This is a genomic window from Frigidibacter albus, assembly GCF_009908165.1.
Taxonomy (GTDB): domain Bacteria; phylum Pseudomonadota; class Alphaproteobacteria; order Rhodobacterales; family Rhodobacteraceae; genus Frigidibacter; species Frigidibacter albus.
In genome coordinates this window covers 46,238-61,878 of record NZ_JAAAUC010000007.1, presented here as the reverse complement: position 1 = coordinate 61,878, position 15,641 = coordinate 46,238, and the positions used below count along the sequence as shown (strand labels likewise).

Sequence of the window (15,641 nt, the reverse complement as noted above, 5' to 3'; positions counted from 1 at the left end):
GGCCCCTCCTCAGGTGGCGGCGATCTTCAGCCCCAGCAGGGCCAGAAGCCCGCCAAAGCTGCGGTCGATGATGGTCTTGAGGCTGATATAGGCAGCGCGGCTGCGGTCCAGCGAGAAGATGCGCGCGACGCCGATATTCCAGACGAATTCGTTGACGAACACGACGGCCAGCAGCGCGGCATAAACGGCGGCCGGTGTGCCCTGCGGCACGGTGCCAAGGAAGATGGCCGAGAACACCACCGGGGCCTTGGGGTTGGCCAGCTGCGTGAACAGGCCCAGCCGGAAGGCCGACAACGCCGAGCGCGGCACCGGGCGGGCATCGGCGGTGATGAACGGCTTGTCCGCCTTGCGCCACAGCTGCAGGCCCAGCCAGATCAGATAGCCGCCGCCGATGATCTTCAGCGCCCAGAGCAGGGCAGGGGCCGCGGCGAACACCAGGTTCAGCCCGAACATCGCCACCCCGGCCCAAATCGCCGCGCCGGCGCCGATCCCGGCCGCCAGCAGCGCGCCGGTGCGGAACCCCTCGCTAAGCCCGGTGCGCGCCGCCATCAGCACCGCAGGGCCAGGCGACACCGCGGCCAGCAGCGACAGCATGTAGAAGGCGATGAAGCCGGCGAGGGTCATGGCTCAGGACTCCTTGCGCCCCGTCACCACGTCGATATCCGGCGCATCGACCGATTTCATGCCAACGACATGGTAGCCGGCGTCGACATGATGGGTCTCGCCGGTCACGCCGCTGCCAAGGTCCGACAGCAGGTACAGCGCCGATTTCCCGACCTCGTCCTGCGTCACGTTGCGCCGCAGCGGCGAGTTCAGTTCGTTCCACTTCAGGATATAGCGGAAATCGCCGATGCCGCTGGCCGCCAGCGTCTTGATCGGCCCGGCCGAGATCGCGTTGACGCGGATCCCGTCCTTGCCGAGGTCTTCGGCCAGATACTTGACGCTCGCCTCCAGCGCGGCCTTGGCGACGCCCATCACATTGTAATGCGGCATCACCTTCTCGGCGCCGTAATAGGTCAGCGTCAGCAGGCTGCCGCCGGGGCCCATCATCGCGGCGGCGCGCTGGCACACGGCGGTGAAGGAATAGACCGAGATATCCATGGTCATCTGGAAATTCGCAGCGCTGGTGTCGACATAGCGGCCGCGCAGCTCGTTCTTGTCGGAAAAGCCGATGGCATGGACGACGAAGTCCAGCGTGCCCCAGACCTCTTTCAGCCGGTCGAAGACCGCATCCAGAGAGGCGCCGTCCGACACGTCGCAATCGACCAGCTCGGTCACGCCGATCCCGGCGGCCAGCGGCTCCACCCGTTTGCGGAAGGCATCGCCCTGGAAGGAGAAGGCCATCTCCGCGCCCTGGGCCGCGAGTGCCTTGGCGATTCCCCAGGCAATCGACTTGTCGTTCGCCAGGCCCATGATCAGCCCGCGCTTGCCCGCCATCAGGCCGTTTGACATTTCTTATCTCCCGCGCATCTTGCAGTTCGAGAGCTTTAGGCGATTGGCGGGCCTGCATCAAGCGCGGTTCGGGCGCCGCACGATGAAGGGGCCAGCGCCATGACAGACAGGACAGGGATTTTCGCGGGGGACGATCCGTTCCGCATCGCGCAGGACTGGCTGGCCGAAGCGGAACCGGCAGAGCCGAACGATCCCAACGCGATTGCGCTGGCAACGGTCGATGCGGCCGGCCTGCCCAATGTGCGGATGGTCCTGCTCAAAGAGATCGAAACGGCAGGGCCGCTTGGCGGGGCCTTCGTCTTCTATACCAACTACACCAGCGCCAAGGGGCAAGAGATCGAGGCCAGCGGCAAGGCCGCCTTCGTGATGCACTGGAAGTCGCTGCGCCGGCAGATCCGGGTGCGGGGCCTGACCAGCCGCGAGGAGGGGCCGCTGGCGGATGCCTATTATGCCTCGCGCTCGCTGAAGTCGCGGCTGGGGGCCTGGGCCTCGGCGCAATCTCAGCCGCTGGACAGCCGTGGCACGCTGATGGCCGAAGTTGCAAAGGTGACGTTGCGGGAAGGGCCGATGCCCAGGCGTCCGCCCTTTTGGGGCGGGATCCGGATCGTGCCGTTGGAGATCGAATTCTGGGCAGATGGGGCATTTCGGTTGCATGACAGATTCCGATGGTCGCGCACCACACCCGGCGCGGCATGGGAAATTGTTCGCCTTAACCCATGAAATTCACGCTTCGTGAATGGCACAGGTATGGAATTCCGTGCTTTGGGGGCTTGCAACCTGATTGCCGCTTGTGACAACTCCCGTCGTGGGAGCGAGCATTGGGAAGCAGGAATTATGACGGACAGCGACGAGAGCCAAGCCCGGGTCGAGGGACGCGTCAAGTGGTTCGACGCCAGTAAAGGGTTTGGATTCATTGTCTCTGATGCCGGCGGTCCCGACATCCTGCTTCATGCCAATGTGCTGCGGAATTTCGGCCAAAGCTCTGTCGCCGATGGCGCCCGGATCACGGTGCTGATGCAACTGACCCAGCGGGGCGCGCAGGCCGTCGAAGTGGTCGAGATCGTTCCACCCGTCCACGAGACCTCCACCCCGCTCGAAGAGATGGTCGAAGGCGATCTGGCCGAGCTGGCAACGCTGCCGATGCTGCCCGCGCGGGTGAAATGGTTCGACAAGGCCAAGGGATTCGGGTTTGCAAACATCTTCGGCAAGCCCGAGGATGTGTTCATCCATGTCGAGGTGCTGCGCCGGTCCGGCTTTGCCGATCTGGCTCCGGGCGAGGCAGTCTGCCTGCGGGTGGTCGATGGCAAGCGGGGCCTGATGGCCGCGCAGGTGCTGTCCTGGGAAAGCGCGACACGCGCGCAGGCGGAAGGTGCAAGGCTGCAATGATCCGGGCGGGACTTCTGGCAACGGCGCTGTGCCTTCTGTCGCAGGGGGCCGCGGCCGCCTGTTCCGAGGGGGTGGCGGGCCTGCGCTGGCCGGATGGAAGCGCCAGCTTTACCGTCGAGATTGCCGACGATGCTGCCGAACGCGCGCAGGGGCTGATGTTCCGCGAAAGCCTCGATCCCTCGGCCGGGATGCTGTTCATCTATGAACGCCCGCAGCCTGCCGCGTTCTGGATGAAGAACACCCTGATCCCGCTGGACATCCTGTTCTTCGATGCGTCCGGGCGGCTGACCGCCGTCCACGAAAACGCGGTTCCGCACGACGAAACCCCGCTGCCCGGCGGCGATGCCGTGGCGATGGTGCTGGAGATCCCGGGCGGGCGGGCGCGAGAGCTTGGCCTGTCGGGCGCGGTCGAGCTGCAGCATCCGCGGCTGCCCAACCCGGTCTGGCCCTGCGAGTAGGGGCATCGGGGGGCTTCCCCTCGCCGCGCTCTCGCGCTAGGAGGGCGTCAGTCGGAGTGTAGCGCAGCCTGGTAGCGCATCTGGTTTGGGACCAGAGGGCCGGGGGTTCGAATCCCTCCACTCCGACCATATCCCCCCATTCCCCCCAATGACGACCTGCCGTGCCCGACCCCGGCGCCAGCACCTGAAAATCCGGCTTTCCCCCGTCCTGCCGATGGGGCACGCTCGGCATCTGCCGCCGGGAACCGCGGCGCCGCTTGCGGGCTTTTACACCACACATCCCCGGCGCCCTGCATTGGAGACCCCGATGATCCGCATTCTCATTCCTGCCCTTCTGCTGGCGGCTTGCATGCCCTCCACCCCGCCCCCCGATCCGGCGGGGGCCTCGGTCTCGCATCTGGGCGTGGTCTATCCGATCGAGGCCACGGCCTATGGCTGGCAGCTGCAGAGCAAGGGCCAGCGCGTGATCTGCCGCGCGCCGACCACGGACGATTGCTACTGGTCGCTGCGGGGTCACCTGACGGCCGAGGCGCGGCTTGCCGACATCCCCTGACGGAACGCCGGTCGGGCTTGCGGGTTGATCCGGGCAGCAACCAAGGTGATGCCCATGTCCCGCCCAGAACCTCCGAAGCCCGACTCGCCCCACCCCGGCGGGATGCAGACCCCCGATTACGAACGTCTGGACCAGCCCGGCAAGACCCCGAAGCCGGACGCGGGCCCCGAGGGCGATGTCGATGTGCCCGGCCCGGGTGACGGCCCGCGTGGCCCCAAGGGCTGAAGCTGCCGTGACCGATTCCAGCCGTTCGGCACCTCGCATGTGACAGCCCGGCCCGCGAGGCGGTCGCCGCGCAGTTTTGTCGCGCCGCTGTGCCATTCCGGCCACCCCCCGTCGCGGCGCCCGGACTGTCCACAGCGGGCTGTGGATGCTTTTCATGCAAAGTCTCAGCTTCCCCTGCCAAAGGTGCGGGACTGCTTGGGTTTTCGTCCACAGGGCAGTTTCGCGGGCCTTGTGCGTGAATCGCCTCGCCCTGGCCCGCCCACAGCCCCCCCCGCCGGTCAATCCAAAAACCCCCGCATCATGGTGAAAAAACCGGTTGCGAGGCTGGCGTTTTGGGGTCAGGTTGTGTTGACTGACCAAGAGCCCACCAGATGTAGTGGTGGTGTGGGACGGCAAAACAAACCGAAGACGCGGCCGATCGGGGGATACGGCCAGGCCTGCGCGGCACAGCGCGGGCAGCGGTCGGCTTGTGCTTGCCCGAGCATTCAGGGGCCCCGGTCACGAGGCAAGCGGCGCCTGCAAGCCGCGTGAACGTGAAACGAAAAAACGACGGGGCAGACATGAAGATCGAACGCAAATTCACCGCTGCGGGCGCCGATGCCTATGCGGCGCTTGGCTTTACCACCACCGTGTCCGAAATCCGCAATCCGGATGGCACGGTCGTTTTCCGCAATGACAGCGTCGAGGTGCCGGCCGGATGGAGCCAGGTCGCCTCGGACGTGCTGGCGCAGAAGTATTTCCGCAAGGCCGGCGTTCCGGCGGTGCTGAAGAAGGTGCGCGAGAAGAACGTCCCCGAGTTTCTGTGGCGGTCGGTCCCGGACGAGGACGCCTTGGCGAAACTGCCGCAGGATCAGCGGTTTGCGGGCGAAACTTCAGGTAAACAGGTCTTCGACCGCCTCGCCGGTGCCTGGGCCTATTGGGGCTGGAAGGGTGGCTACTTCAGTAGTGAAGATGACGCCCGCGCCTATTTCGACGAGATGCGCTTCATGCTGGCCGCGCAGATGGGTGCGCCCAACAGCCCGCAATGGTTCAACACCGGGCTGCACTGGGCCTACGGCATCGACGGGCCGAGCCAGGGGCACTACTATGTGGACTTCAAGACCGGGAAGCTGACGCGGTCGGAATCCGCCTATGAACACCCGCAGCCCCATGCCTGCTTCATCCAGTCGGTGCGCGACGATCTGGTCGGCGATGGCGGCATCATGGACCTGTGGGTGCGCGAGGCGCGGCTGTTCAAGTATGGCTCGGGCACCGGCACCAACTTCTCCAGCCTGCGCGGCGAGGGCGAGAAGCTGTCGGGCGGTGGCAAGTCCTCGGGCCTGATGGGCTTCCTGAAGATCGGCGACCGGGCGGCGGGCGCGATCAAGTCGGGCGGGACCACGCGGCGGGCGGCCAAGATGGTGATCTGCGACATGGATCACCCCGATATCGAGGCCTTCATCAACTGGAAGGTGATCGAAGAGCAGAAGGTGGCCAGCCTCGTCGCCGGATCGAAGATGCACGAGCGCCAGCTGAACGAGATCTTCGGCGCGATCCGTACCTGGGACGGGTCCAGCGAGGATGCCGTCGATCCGGCGAAGAACGCCGCGCTGAAGGCCGCGATCCGCGCCGCCAAGAAGGTGTCGATCCCCGAGACCTATGTGAACCGGGTGCTGCAATATGCGCGGCAGGGTTTCACCTCGATCGAGTTCCCGACCTATGACACCGACTGGGATTCCGAGGCCTATATCTCTGTCTCGGGCCAGAACTCCAACAACTCCGTTCGCGTCACCGACAGCTTCCTGAAAGCGGTGCGCGATGATGCCCCGTGGGAGCTGATCCGCCGCACCGATGGCAAGGTCGCCAAGACGGTGGGCGCACGCGAGCTGTGGGACCAGATCGGCCATGCCGCCTGGGCCTGCGCCGATCCCGGCATCCAGTTCCACGACACGGTCAACGCCTGGCACACCTGCCCGGAAGACGGGGCGATCCGCGGGTCGAACCCGTGCTCGGAATACATGTTCCTGGACGATACCGCCTGCAACCTGGCGTCGATGAACCTGCTGACTTTCCAGAAGGCGGGCAAGTTCGACGCCGAAGCCTATGTCCATGCCTCGCGGCTCTGGACCGTGACGCTGGAAATCTCTGTCGCGATGGCGCAGTTCCCGTCGAAGGAAATCGCGCAGCGCAGCTATGATTACCGCACCCTGGGGCTGGGATACGCGAACATCGGCGGCCTCTTGATGACCATGGGCCTTGGCTATGACAGCGCCGAGGGCCGGGCCCTGTGCGGCGCGCTGACGGCGGTGATGACCGGCGTTGCCTATGCCACCTCGGCCGAGATGGCGGCAGAGCTGGGGCCGTTCCCGGGCTATGCCCGCAATAGCGCCCACATGCTGCGGGTGATCCGCAACCACCGCGCGGCGGCCTATGCGAAGGTGACGGGCTATGAGGGCGTCAACGTCAACCCGGTGCCGCTGGATCACGCGAACTGTCCCGACCAAGGGCTTGTCGCGCTTGCGAAATCCGCCTGGGACGAGGCGCTGGCGCTTGGCGAGGCGCATGGCTACCGCAACGCCCAATCCACCGTGATCGCGCCGACCGGCACCATCGGTCTGGTGATGGATTGCGACACGACGGGCATCGAGCCGGACTTCGCGCTGGTGAAGTTCAAGAAGCTGGCGGGCGGGGGCTATTTCAAGATCATCAACCGCTCTGTCCCGGCCGCGCTGGACACGATGGGCTATTCCTCGGCCCAGATCGAAGAGATGATCGCCTATGCTGTCGGCCATGCCAGCCTTGGCAACTGCCCCGGCATCAACCACACCTCGCTGATCGGCCACGGCTTCGGCGCGGCAGAGCTGCAGAAGATCGAGGCGGCGCTGCCCTCGGCCTTCGACATCCGCTTTGTCTTCAACCAGTGGACGCTGGGGGAGGATTTCTGTACGAAAACCCTCGGCATCCCGGCCGACAAGCTGAACGATCCCACCTTCGACCTGCTGCGCCACCTTGGCTTCACCAAGGCGCAGATCGACGCGGCGAACGATCATGTCTGCGGCACCATGACCCTGGAAGGCGCGCCGTTCCTGAAGCCGCAGCACCAGTCTGTCTTCGACTGCGCCAATCCCTGCGGCAAGAAGGGCAAGCGCTATCTGGGCGTGGACAGCCATATCTACATGATGGCGGCGGCGCAGTCCTTCATCTCGGGCGCGATTTCCAAGACCATCAACATGGCCAACACCGCGACCATCGAGGATTGCCAGAAGGCCTATGAGCTGTCGTGGTCGCTGGGGATCAAGGCCAACGCGCTCTACCGTGACGGATCGAAGCTGTCGCAGCCGCTGGCCTCGGCTTTGGTCGAGGATGACGAGGAGGCCGAAGAGATCATGGCCACCGGCACGCCCACCGAAAAGGCGCAGGTGATCGCCGAGAAGATCGTCGAGAAGATCATCGTCAAGGAGATCATCCGCAGCCACCGCGAAAAGTTGCCCGACCGGCGCAAGGGCTATACCCAGAAGGCGGTGGTCGGCGGCCACAAGGTCTATCTGCGCACCGGCGAGTACAAGGACGGCCAGCTTGGCGAGATCTTCATCGACATGCACAAGGAAGGCGCGGGCTTCCGCGCGATGATGAACAATTTCGCCATCGCGGTGTCGGTGGGCCTGCAATATGGGGTGCCGCTGGAAGAGTTTGTCGATGCCTTCACCTTCACCAAGTTCGAACCCGCGGGCATGGTGCAGGGCAACGAGGCGATCAAGTCGGCGACCTCGATCCTGGATTATGTGTTCCGCGAGCTGGCGGTGTCCTACCTCGACCGCACCGATCTGGCGCATGTGGCGCCGAAGGGGGCGAGCTTCGACGATCTGGGCGGCGGCAGCTATGAGGGCGCGGTCAACGTGGCGCCGGTGTCGGAAAGCGCTGCGTCGAAATCGCTGGAGGTGCTGCGGCAGATCTCCTCGACCGGCTATCTGCGCAAGCGGCTTCCGCAAGAGCTGGTGGTGCTGCAGGGCGGGATCAGCGGCGCGACAGCCTTTGCCGGCGGCGTCGATGCGATGGAGGCGCTGACGGCGCTGGTGCCGGAGATTGCGCGCGCTGCGGGGGGCGGGGCCACGGCCATCTCCTCGGGGACCGTCAGCATCGACGCGCGCACCCGCGCCCGGCTGCAGGGCTATGAGGGCGAGGCTTGCGGCGAGTGCGGCAACTACACGCTGGTGCGCAACGGCACCTGCATGAAGTGCAACACCTGCGGCGGCACCAGCGGCTGTAGCTGAACGACTGCGGGCGGGGGCCCCATGGCCCTCGCCGCAACAAAAGGACGGCGCGCATGACCCTCTACGGCATTCCCACCTGCGACACCTGCCGCAAGGCGCTGGCCGCCCTGCGCGCGGCGGGGCTGGAGCCGGTGTTCCGCGATGTGCGGGCCGAGCCGCTGAGCCAGGCCGAGATTGCGAAGATCGTCGATGAGTTCGGCACCCGCGCCATCAACCGCACCTCGCCGACCTTCCGCAGCTTCAACGCCTTCTTGCGCGAGTCGGAGCCCGAGGCGCAGATGGCGGCGCAGCCCACGGTGATGAAGCGCCCGGTGATCGAGCGTGACGGGCGCTGGTTCCTGGGCTGGGACGCGGATGTGCAGGCGGCGCTGCTGCCAAAGGGGTGACCGGAGGCGGGTTGCAGGCGGGGGCAGGGGTGCTATCGTGCCCGCAACGCCCCTTGCAGGAGTCCCGCCATGATCCGTGCCACCGTCCTGTCCGCCGTCGCGGCGCTTGCCCTTGTGGCCCCGGCCCTCGCCGAGACCGGGCAGCCCAAGCGGGTGTCCTTCCCGCCCCAGTTGATGCCCTATGTCTACCGGGTGCTGTCCTATACCGAGGATCACTATGCCGTGCAGGTCAAGACCGGCTTCGTCGGCCCGGCCGAGGCGGCGCGGGCGATCCAGCCGCTGTGTGCCGCACGGACCAAGGCGGTGGTCGGCTACAGGCCCGCCACGGTGGTGATCGGCGGATCAGGCGGCACGGCGATGACGGCGCTGTCCTATTCGGTGCGCTGCCGCTGAATGCAGAACGGCCCGCGCGGGCGGGCCGTGCAAGGTCTTGGCTGGGGGCTCTGTCAGAGCAGCTTGAGGTCGCTCGCCGAGGCCCGGCCGTCGCGGCCGGATTGCAGTTCATAGGCGATCTTCTGGTTGTCGTTCAGCCCCTGCAGCCCGGCGCGTTCCACCGCCGAGATGTGGACGAAGACATCCTGGCCGCCGCCATCGGGGGCGATGAAGCCGAAGCCTTTTGTCGCGTTGAACCATTTCACGGTGCCGGTGGCCATCCCGTCTCTCCTTCGATCGTAATTCCCGAGGCGGTATTGCCCGGGCCGTGCAGTCAGGTCTTTCAGGTCGTCCGGCTGCCCCGTTGCAGGGAGGCGGTAGAAAGGCTGCGGTCACGCCCGAAAATTCATGCGAGATTCGCGCGAAAAATCAAGATGGAATAAGGCCCGCCCAGGAGGGGGCGGGCCTGTAGGCCAGGGCTTTTGGGCGGATCAGCGCAGGTCGGGCGGCGTCGCCTCGATGACCATCTGTCCCAACACGGCGTCGAGCGACAGCGTTTCGCTGCGGGTGTCGCCCAGACGGCGCATCGACACGCTGCGCTCTTCGACCTCCTTCATGCCGATGGCGAGGATGACCGGCACCTTGCCAAGGCTGTGCTCGCGCACCTTGTAGTTGATCTTCTCGTTGCGGGTATCGGCCTCGGCGCGCAGGCCGCGGGCGGTGAGGGCGGCGGCGACTTCCTTCACATAGGCATCGGCGTCGGACACGATCGAGGCGACGACGATTTGCCGCGGCGCCAGCCACAGCGGCAGCTTGCCGGCATAGTTCTCGATGAGAATCCCGATGAACCGCTCGAAGCTACCCAGGATCGCCCGGTGCAGCATGTAGGGCCGGTGCCGCGCGCCATCCTCGCCGACATATTCGGCGCCCAGGCGGGTCGGCAGGTTCGGGTCCACCTGGAAGGTGCCACATTGCCATTTGCGGCCAATGGCATCGGTCAGCTTGAAGTCGAGCTTGGGCCCGTAGAAGGCGCCTTCGCCGGGGTCCAGTTCATACTCGGCGCCGGCCTTGCGGATGGCGTTTTCCAGCGCGCCTTCGACCTTGTCCCAAGCCTCGTCCGAGCCGATGCGCACATCGGGGCGGGTCGAGAACTTGATCTCGAACCCCTCGAAGCCGAGGTCTTTATAGACCGAGGACAGCAGCTTGATGAAATCGGCGCATTCCGCCTCGATCTGGTCTTCGGTGCAGAAGATATGCGCATCGTCCTGCGTGAAGCCGCGCACCCGCATCAACCCGTGCATCGAGCCCGAGGATTCGTAGCGGTGGCACGAGCCGAATTCGGCCAGCCGCAGCGGCAGGTCGCGGTAGGATTTCAGGCCCTGATTGTAGATCTGCACATGGCAGGGGCAGTTCATCGGCTTCAGCGCGTTGATGCGCTTTTCACGCGCGCCTTCCTCGTCCACCTCGACGATGAACATGTTCTCGCGGTAGGCTTCCCAATGGCCCGATTTCTCCCACAAGATCCGGTCCACCACCTGCGGCGTGCGGATCTCGCGGTAGCCGGCCGACCGCTGGCGGCGGCGCATGTAATCTTCCAGCGTGCGATAGATCGACCAGCCATTCGGGTGCCAGAACACCATGCCGGGGGCTTCTTCCTGCAGGTGGAACAGCTCCATCTCGCGGCCCAGCTTGCGGTGGTCGCGCTTGGCGGCCTCTTCCAGCAGGGTGAGGTAAGCCTTCAGATCCTCGCGGTTGCGGAAGGCCACGCCCGAGATGCGCTGCAGCATCGGGCGGCTGGCATCGCCGAACCAATAGGCACCGGCGACGGCCATCAGCTTGAAGGCGTCGGGGGGCAGCTGCCCGGTATGCTGAAGATGCGGGCCGCGGCAGAGGTCCTGCCAGTCGCCATGCCAATACATGCGGATCGGCGCATCCTCTGGAATGCGGTCGATCAGCTCCAGCTTGTAGGGCTCGCCGCGCTGTTCGTAATAGGCGATGGCGCGGGCGCGGTCCCAGATCTCGGTGCGGATCGGATCGCGCAGGTTGATGATCTCGCGCATCTTCTTCTCGATGGCGCCAAGGTCTTCGGGCGTGAAGGGCTCGGCGCGGTCGAAATCGTAGAACCAACCATGTTCGGTGACCGGGCCGATGGTGACCTTCACCTCGGGCCAGATCTCCTGCACGGCGCGGGCCATGACATGGGCGAGGTCATGGCGGATCAGCTCCAGCGCCGGGGCCTCGTCCTTCAGCGTGTGCAGGGCAATGGCGGCATCGGAGGTGATCGGCCAGGCCAGATCCCAATGCGCGCCATCGACGCTGGCGGAAATCGAGGCCTTGGCAAGGCTGGGCGCGATGGAGGCGGCAACCTCGGCGGGCGTCACGCCCGCGGGGTAGTCACGCACGTTGCCATCGGGAAAGGTCAGGGAAATCTGGGCCATCTAAGGCACTCCTCGTCGGTTTGGCGCCCACGGAACGCCCGATTGCGGGTTATGTTGCGGCCTTCTATTCCCGTTTCCGCCGGTGCTGTCAACGCGGGTCATGGCCCCTGTTGCGCCTGTGCCGCGGCAGGGTAGGATGACAAAAAAGAGCGGAGCAGGACCCATGCCGGAATTTTTGGTCACCCCCGAGGGGCGGCGCATCGCCTATGAGCGCAAGCCCGGCAGCGGCCCGGGCGTGGTGTTTCTGGGCGGGTTCCGGTCCGACATGACCGGCACCAAGGCGCAGGCGCTGGAGGCATGGGCGCTGGCGCAGGGCCGGGCCTTCCTGCGCTTCGACTATTCGGGGCACGGGCAGTCTTCGGGCGACTTTCTGGACGGGGCGATTGGCGATTGGGCCGCCGATGCGCTGGTTGCGATCACCGCGCTGACCGAGGGGCCGCAGGTTCTGGTCGGCTCGTCGATGGGCGGCTGGATCTCGCTGCTGTGCTGCAAGGCGCTTGGCGGCCGTGTGGCCGGCCTCGTCACCATCGCCGCCGCGCCGGATTTCACCGAGGATGCGATGTGGGCCGGGTTTGATCCGGCGCAGCGGGTGCAGCTGACCCGGGCGGGGCGGGTGGAGCTGCCGTCGGAGTATTCGGACGGGCCCTATGTCATCACCCGCAGGCTGATCGAGGAGGGGCGGGACCAGCTGGTGCTGCGCAGCCCGCTGCAGCTGCCGTTTCCGGTGCGGTTCTTGCAAGGCACGGCGGATGTGGATGTGCCGCCCGCGACGGCCTTGCGGCTGCTGGACCATACGCAGGGCCCCGATATCCGGCTGACGCTGGTGAAGGGTGCCGATCACCGCTTCTCCAGCCCTGACTGCCTGGCACTGATCGAGGCTGCGGTGGCGGATGTGCTGGCGCGGGGGGCCGCGTGATGGATGTGCGGCAGGTCGGCAAATGGCTGGGGCGGACGCTGCTGTTCGGCGGGGCGGCCGTCGCGGCGGTGGCCCTGTTCGCGCCCCGCGAGCCGGCGCCGCTGGCGCCGCGCTTCGATGCGGCCGAGGTGCCGGGGACCATGCAGATCGAGGCCTGGCTGGCGGCGCGCGAGGCGGGCTTTGCCGATATCGTGCCGGGGCTGCAGAAGCGGGTGGTCTGGGCCGGGCAGGCCGGGAAGACGACGCCGGTGTCGCTGGTCTATCTGCACGGGTTCTCGGCCAGTTCCGAGGAGATCCGTCCGCTGCCCGACCTGGTGGCCGAGCAGTTGGGGGCGAACCTGTTCTACACCCGGCTCTCTGGCCACGGGCGGGGCGGGGCCGCGATGGCGGAGCCCGCCGTGCAGGACTGGGTCGACGATCTGGCCGAGGCGGTGGCGGTCGGCGGCGTGCTGGGAGAGCGGGTCTATCTGATCGGCACCTCGACCGGCGGCACGCTGGCGGCGGTGGCGGCCAATGACCGCAAGCTGTCGCAGCGGATCGCGGGGGTGGTGCTGATCTCGCCGAACTTCGGGCTGAACCATCGCTTTGCCGGGCTGCTGACCTGGCCGCTGGCGCGCTATTGGCTGCCGCTGGTGCTGGGGTCGGAGGGCGGGTTCACCCCGCTGAACGAGGCGCATGGGGTGTTCTGGACCGCGCGCTACCCGGTGCAGGCGATCTTGCCGATGGCGGCGCTGACAAGGGCGGCCGCGGCGCTGGATTACTTCACCGTGGCGACGCCATCGTTGTTCATCTTCTCGCCGGACGATGCGGTGGTCTCGGTCCCGGCAATCCGTGCGATTTCGGGCCAGTGGGGCGGGCCGATGGTGGCGGTGGAGCGGCAGATGGGCGCGGGGGATGATCCCTATGGGCATGTCATCGCCGGGGATGTGCTGAGCCCGGGGCAGACGGAAGCCACCGCGCGGATCATCGCCGACTGGATCGGGGCGCATTGATGGGCTGTCGGTTTTGCGGCATCTTCGCCGGACCTTCGGTGCGTCTCGCGCCTGTTGCGATGATGGGCGGAATGCGATGATCGGTCCGACCCCGCCCGCCACCGGTCCCGAGCCGCTGCTGCTGATCCCCGGGTTGATGATGGATGCCCGCGCCTTCTGGCACCAGATTATCACCGTCTCGGCGCTGCGCCCCGTGCAGGTGGCCTGCCTTGGCACGCTGCCTTCCGTCGAGGAGATGGCGCGCGCGGTGCTGGAGCATGCGCCGCCGCGCTTTGCGGTCGCCGGGCACTGGCTGGGCGCGCTGGTGGCAATGGAGATCCTGAAGCGCGCGCCGGAACGGGTGACGCGGATCGCGCTGATGGATGTGAACCCCTTGCCGGAAAACCCGCAGGTCGCCGCCGCGCGCGAGCCGCGGCTGGTGGGGGCCCGCGCCGGGCGGTTGGCCGAGATGATGCTGCAAGAGGTGCCAGCCAGCACGCTGGCGCCGGGGCCGGGGCTGGACGAGGTGCAGGCGATCTTGCTCGACATGGCCGATGCGTTGGGGGTGGACGCCTATCTGGCGCAGTCGCGTGCGCTGGTGCGGCGGCCCGACCATCAGCGCACCCTGCGCACCGCGCGGCTGCCGGCGCTGGTGCTGTGCGGCGAGCATGACACGCTGTGCCCCGTCCGCCGCCACGAATTTCTGGCGGAGCTGATGCCGCATGCGCGGTTCGAGCTGATCCGCAATGCCGGCCATCTGCCGATGCTGGAGCAGCCCGAGGCGGTGACGGCGGCCTTGCTGGGCTGGCTGTCGGCGCCGCTGCTGCTGCGCTAGGCAATAGGGCCGCCCCGAAGGACGGCCCTTTTGCAATTCCCGCAGATCAGACGGCGCAGATCAGACGGCGCGGATCGCCGGCTTGGCCTTCATCGGCGCGCCATTCTCGGCATTGTCGTCGATGAAGCGCAGCACCAGCGGCCGGATATTGTCGCGCCAGGACTTGCCGGCGAAGATGCCGTAATGGCCGGCGCCCGGCTCCAGATGGCTGGCCTTCTTGCTGTCCGGCAGCCCGGTGCAGAGGGCAAGCGCGGCAAGGCACTGGCCGGGGGCAGAGATGTCGTCCTTCTCGCCCTCGACGGTCTTCACCGCCACCTGGGTGATCTTGCCGATATCCACCTGCTTGTCGCCGACGGTGAAGACGTTGCGCGCGACCACGCGGCGCTTGAACAGCCGCTCCACCGTGGTCAGGTAGAACTCGGCGGTCATGTCCATGACGGCAAGATATTCGTCATAGAAGCGGTTGTGCTGGTCATGGTCGCCCGCCTCGCCCTTGGCGGCGCGCAGGATCTGGTCGGTGAAGGCCTTGCCATGCCGCTCGCCATTCATCGAGATGAAGGATTGCAGCTGCAGCAGGCCCGGATAGACCAGCCGCCCGGCGCCGCGATACTTGAAGCCAACGCGCTGGATCATCGAGCGTTCCAGCTGGCCCATCGTCACCCGGCGGCCAAAGTCGGTCACATCGGTGGCGGCAGCATCAGGGTCGATCGGCCCGCCGATCAGGGTCAGGGTGCGGGGCTGCGCCTCGGGCTCCTGCTCGGCCAGATAGGCGGTCGCGGCGAGGGTCAGGGGGGCCGGCTGGCAGATCGCGATCACGTTGATGTCGGGCCCGAGGAACTTCATGAAGTCCACGAGGTAGAGCGTGTAATCCTCGATATCGAACTTGCCTTCGCTGACCGGGATGTCACGCGCATTGTGCCAGTCGGTCACATAGACTTCGCAATCGGGCAGAAGGCTGGCGACGGTCGAGCGCAGCAGTGTGGCATAGTGTCCCGACATCGGCGCTACCAGGAACACGCGGCGCGGTTTGGGCGGGCGCCCCGCGGCCTTGAAATGGATCAGGTTGCCAAAGGGTTTGGTGACCAGCGTCTCGACGGTGATGATGTGATCACGCCCGTCATCGCCCACCACGCTGCGGATGCCCCAGTCCGGCTTGGCGACCATCCGGGCGAAGCTGCGCTCGGTCACTTCGCCCCAGGCGGCGACCACATTGAAAAACGGGTGCGGCGCCAGGCCAAAGGCGGGGTAGGAAGCCATCGCGCGCGCAGTAGCACCAAGCCACTCGTTGGTGTTCCTCGCAGTCTCCATCAGATCGTAAGTCAGCATGCCCTTCATCGCGTCTCCTTGCCGGGGACCCCGGACTACTACTCGAACAGATTCGTCGCTTTCCCCCCCAGTG

At 66.5% G+C, this 15,641-nt stretch carries 16 protein-coding genes and 1 tRNA gene; 12 read left to right on the top strand and 5 right to left on the bottom strand.

The window, feature by feature from the left end:
- Nucleotides 1-9: 9 nt before the first annotated feature.
- Both GVY41_RS11940 and fabI read right to left on the bottom strand, forming a co-directional pair.
- A complete protein-coding gene (locus tag GVY41_RS11940; protein WP_161346975.1) occupies nt 10-624 on the bottom strand; it encodes a LysE family translocator in 615 nt (204 codons plus the stop codon).
- Between the two features lie 3 nt (nt 625-627).
- Entirely contained in the window at nt 628-1,452 is an 825-nt protein-coding gene (gene fabI, locus GVY41_RS11935) for an enoyl-ACP reductase FabI (protein ID WP_161346977.1), read from the bottom strand.
- Nucleotides 1,453-1,551: 99 nt separating this feature from the next.
- Between fabI and pdxH the strand changes: the two genes are divergently transcribed.
- From pdxH to GVY41_RS11890, 9 genes are all read left to right on the top strand, one after another.
- Nucleotides 1,552-2,172 (top strand): pyridoxamine 5'-phosphate oxidase, encoded by a 621-nt coding sequence (gene pdxH, locus GVY41_RS11930; protein ID WP_161346979.1) that lies wholly within the window; start codon nt 1,552-1,554, stop codon nt 2,170-2,172.
- A 114-nt stretch (nt 2,173-2,286) separates the two neighbouring features.
- On the top strand, nt 2,287-2,838 hold the full coding sequence (locus GVY41_RS11925) for a cold-shock protein (RefSeq protein ID WP_161346981.1): 552 nt from the start codon (nt 2,287-2,289) through the stop codon (nt 2,836-2,838).
- On the top strand, nt 2,835-3,296 hold the full coding sequence (locus tag GVY41_RS11920; protein WP_161346983.1) for a DUF192 domain-containing protein: 462 nt from the start codon (nt 2,835-2,837) through the stop codon (nt 3,294-3,296). Before GVY41_RS11925 ends, GVY41_RS11920 begins: the two co-directional genes overlap by 4 nt.
- Before the next feature lie 52 nt (nt 3,297-3,348).
- Nucleotides 3,349-3,425, top strand: a tRNA-Pro gene (locus tag GVY41_RS11915).
- A gap of 178 nt (nt 3,426-3,603) precedes the next feature.
- The gene (locus GVY41_RS11910; RefSeq protein WP_161346985.1) at nt 3,604-3,849 is read left to right on the top strand and encodes a hypothetical protein; all 246 of its coding nucleotides are present in this window, start codon (nt 3,604-3,606) and stop codon (nt 3,847-3,849) included.
- 54 nt (nt 3,850-3,903) lie between these two features.
- The gene (locus GVY41_RS11905; protein WP_161346987.1) at nt 3,904-4,074 is read left to right on the top strand and encodes a hypothetical protein; all 171 of its coding nucleotides are present in this window, start codon (nt 3,904-3,906) and stop codon (nt 4,072-4,074) included.
- A gap of 560 nt (nt 4,075-4,634) precedes the next feature.
- Nucleotides 4,635-8,324 (top strand): vitamin B12-dependent ribonucleotide reductase, encoded by a 3,690-nt coding sequence (locus GVY41_RS11900; protein WP_161346988.1) that lies wholly within the window; start codon nt 4,635-4,637, stop codon nt 8,322-8,324.
- A 53-nt stretch (nt 8,325-8,377) separates the two neighbouring features.
- Nucleotides 8,378-8,710 (top strand): arsenate reductase family protein, encoded by a 333-nt coding sequence (locus tag GVY41_RS11895; RefSeq protein WP_161346990.1) that lies wholly within the window; start codon nt 8,378-8,380, stop codon nt 8,708-8,710.
- A gap of 69 nt (nt 8,711-8,779) precedes the next feature.
- Entirely contained in the window at nt 8,780-9,103 is a 324-nt protein-coding gene (locus tag GVY41_RS11890; protein WP_161346992.1) for a hypothetical protein, read from the top strand.
- Nucleotides 9,104-9,156: 53 nt separating this feature from the next.
- Here the strand turns inward: GVY41_RS11890 and GVY41_RS11885 are convergent, their stop codons facing one another.
- Nucleotides 9,157-9,363: a cold-shock protein gene (locus GVY41_RS11885; protein ID WP_161346994.1), complete on the bottom strand. Its 207-nt coding sequence runs from the start codon at nt 9,361-9,363 to the stop codon at nt 9,157-9,159.
- A 210-nt stretch (nt 9,364-9,573) separates the two neighbouring features.
- Nucleotides 9,574-11,520: a threonine--tRNA ligase gene (gene thrS / locus GVY41_RS11880; protein ID WP_161346996.1), complete on the bottom strand. Its 1,947-nt coding sequence runs from the start codon at nt 11,518-11,520 to the stop codon at nt 9,574-9,576.
- A gap of 163 nt (nt 11,521-11,683) precedes the next feature.
- Between thrS and GVY41_RS11875 the strand changes: the two genes are divergently transcribed.
- The 3 genes from GVY41_RS11875 to GVY41_RS11865 all read left to right on the top strand — a co-directional run bounded on the left by GVY41_RS11875 (nt 11,684) and on the right by GVY41_RS11865 (nt 14,242).
- The gene (locus GVY41_RS11875) at nt 11,684-12,436 is read left to right on the top strand and encodes an alpha/beta fold hydrolase (protein ID WP_161346998.1); all 753 of its coding nucleotides are present in this window, start codon (nt 11,684-11,686) and stop codon (nt 12,434-12,436) included.
- Nucleotides 12,436-13,428 (top strand): alpha/beta hydrolase, encoded by a 993-nt coding sequence (locus GVY41_RS11870; protein WP_161347000.1) that lies wholly within the window; start codon nt 12,436-12,438, stop codon nt 13,426-13,428. Before GVY41_RS11875 ends, GVY41_RS11870 begins: the two co-directional genes overlap by 1 nt.
- 76 nt (nt 13,429-13,504) lie before the next feature.
- Nucleotides 13,505-14,242, top strand: coding sequence for an alpha/beta fold hydrolase (locus GVY41_RS11865; protein ID WP_161347002.1), 738 nt, complete (start codon nt 13,505-13,507; stop codon nt 14,240-14,242).
- Nucleotides 14,243-14,302: 60 nt separating this feature from the next.
- Here the strand turns inward: GVY41_RS11865 and phaZ are convergent, their stop codons facing one another.
- Nucleotides 14,303-15,577 (bottom strand): polyhydroxyalkanoate depolymerase, encoded by a 1,275-nt coding sequence (gene phaZ, locus GVY41_RS11860; RefSeq protein ID WP_161347004.1) that lies wholly within the window; start codon nt 15,575-15,577, stop codon nt 14,303-14,305.
- Nucleotides 15,578-15,641: the final 64 nt, after the last annotated feature.

Excerpts from the sequence above, each read along its gene's own strand:
- GVY41_RS11905 (WP_161346987.1), top strand. The coding sequence starts at position 3,904 with ATGTCCCGCCCAGAACCTCCGAAGCCCGACTCGCCCCACCCCGGCGGG.
- GVY41_RS11890 (WP_161346992.1), top strand. The coding sequence starts at position 8,780 with ATGATCCGTGCCACCGTCCTGTCCGCCGTCGCGGCGCTTGCCCTTGTG.
- GVY41_RS11910 (WP_161346985.1), top strand. The coding sequence starts at position 3,604 with ATGATCCGCATTCTCATTCCTGCCCTTCTGCTGGCGGCTTGCATGCCC.
- thrS (WP_161346996.1), bottom strand. The coding sequence starts at position 11,520 with ATGGCCCAGATTTCCCTGACCTTTCCCGATGGCAACGTGCGTGACTAC.
- GVY41_RS11920 (WP_161346983.1), top strand. The coding sequence starts at position 2,835 with ATGATCCGGGCGGGACTTCTGGCAACGGCGCTGTGCCTTCTGTCGCAG.
- phaZ (WP_161347004.1), bottom strand. The coding sequence starts at position 15,577 with ATGAAGGGCATGCTGACTTACGATCTGATGGAGACTGCGAGGAACACC.
- GVY41_RS11895 (WP_161346990.1), top strand. The coding sequence starts at position 8,378 with ATGACCCTCTACGGCATTCCCACCTGCGACACCTGCCGCAAGGCGCTG.
- GVY41_RS11900 (WP_161346988.1), top strand. The coding sequence starts at position 4,635 with ATGAAGATCGAACGCAAATTCACCGCTGCGGGCGCCGATGCCTATGCG.
- GVY41_RS11925 (WP_161346981.1), top strand. The coding sequence starts at position 2,287 with ATGACGGACAGCGACGAGAGCCAAGCCCGGGTCGAGGGACGCGTCAAG.
- GVY41_RS11875 (WP_161346998.1), top strand. The coding sequence starts at position 11,684 with ATGCCGGAATTTTTGGTCACCCCCGAGGGGCGGCGCATCGCCTATGAG.
- fabI (WP_161346977.1), bottom strand. The coding sequence starts at position 1,452 with ATGTCAAACGGCCTGATGGCGGGCAAGCGCGGGCTGATCATGGGCCTG.
- pdxH (WP_161346979.1), top strand. The coding sequence starts at position 1,552 with ATGACAGACAGGACAGGGATTTTCGCGGGGGACGATCCGTTCCGCATC.
- GVY41_RS11885 (WP_161346994.1), bottom strand. The coding sequence starts at position 9,363 with ATGGCCACCGGCACCGTGAAATGGTTCAACGCGACAAAAGGCTTCGGC.
- GVY41_RS11865 (WP_161347002.1), top strand. The coding sequence starts at position 13,505 with ATGATCGGTCCGACCCCGCCCGCCACCGGTCCCGAGCCGCTGCTGCTG.
- GVY41_RS11940 (WP_161346975.1), bottom strand. The coding sequence starts at position 624 with ATGACCCTCGCCGGCTTCATCGCCTTCTACATGCTGTCGCTGCTGGCC.
- GVY41_RS11870 (WP_161347000.1), top strand. The coding sequence starts at position 12,436 with ATGGATGTGCGGCAGGTCGGCAAATGGCTGGGGCGGACGCTGCTGTTC.